The organism is Nonomuraea turkmeniaca (assembly GCF_005889735.1).
GTDB lineage: Bacteria > Actinomycetota > Actinomycetes > Streptosporangiales > Streptosporangiaceae > Nonomuraea > Nonomuraea turkmeniaca.
Window position 1 is genome coordinate 1 of record NZ_VCKY01000571.1, and the last position, 830, is coordinate 830.

General features: G+C 67.7%; 1 protein-coding gene. It reads right to left on the reverse strand.

The window, feature by feature from the left end; genetic code table 11:
• Positions 1-801: aldo/keto reductase family oxidoreductase (locus tag ETD86_RS54580; protein WP_138674417.1), on the reverse strand; the 801-nt coding region annotated here is incomplete at its 3' end.
• Positions 802-830 lie beyond the last annotated feature (29 nt).

The following is an 830-nucleotide window of genomic DNA, read 5'->3' on the forward strand; positions in this document are numbered from 1 at the left end:
GCGCAGGTGTGCCGTCGATGACGTGCCGGGGATGAGCAGGATGTTCGGTGAGCGCCGCAGCAGCCAGGCCAGTGCGACGGACATCGGTGTCGCCTCCAATCGAGCGGCGACCGCCGAGAGCGCCGAGGACTGAAGCGGAGTAAAGCCCCCGAGGGGGAAGAAGGGCACGTACGCGATGCCGTCGGTGGCGAGCCTGTCGACGAGCTTGTCGTCGTGGCGGTGGGCGAGGTTGTACATGTTCTGCACGCACACGATCGGCGCGATGCTCTGTGCCTCGGTGACCTGCTCCGCGGTGGCGTTGCTGACCCCGAGGTGGCGGATCAGGCCCTGCTGCTGGAGTTCGACGAGCGTCTCGAACGCCTCGGCGAGCGAGCCAGACTGGGGACCTTCGGCGTTGCCGAGTCGGAGGTTGACCAGGTCGAGTACGTCGAGCCCGAGGGACTTGAGGTTGTCGTGGACCTGGCGGCGCAGATCTTCGGGTCGCCGGGCCGGAGGCCAGCCACCCTGATCGTCGCGGGTCGCGCCCACCTTGGTCACGATGTGCAGCGACTCGGGATAGGGGTGCAGTGCCTCGCGGATCAACTCGTTGGTGACGCGCGGCCCGTAGGCGTCGCTGGTGTCGATGTGGGTGATACCGAGGTCGACCGCTTCACGCATAACGGCCAGGGCACCCTCGCGATCGGCGGGCGGCCCCATGACCCACGGGCCGGCCAGTTGCATGGCGCCGTAGCCGAACCGGGTGACGGTCAGGTCACCCAGAGTCCAGATGCCGCCGGGAAGAGAGAGGGAGGGTGTGCTCATCCTGTTGCCTTTCGTCGTGCACTTGGGGG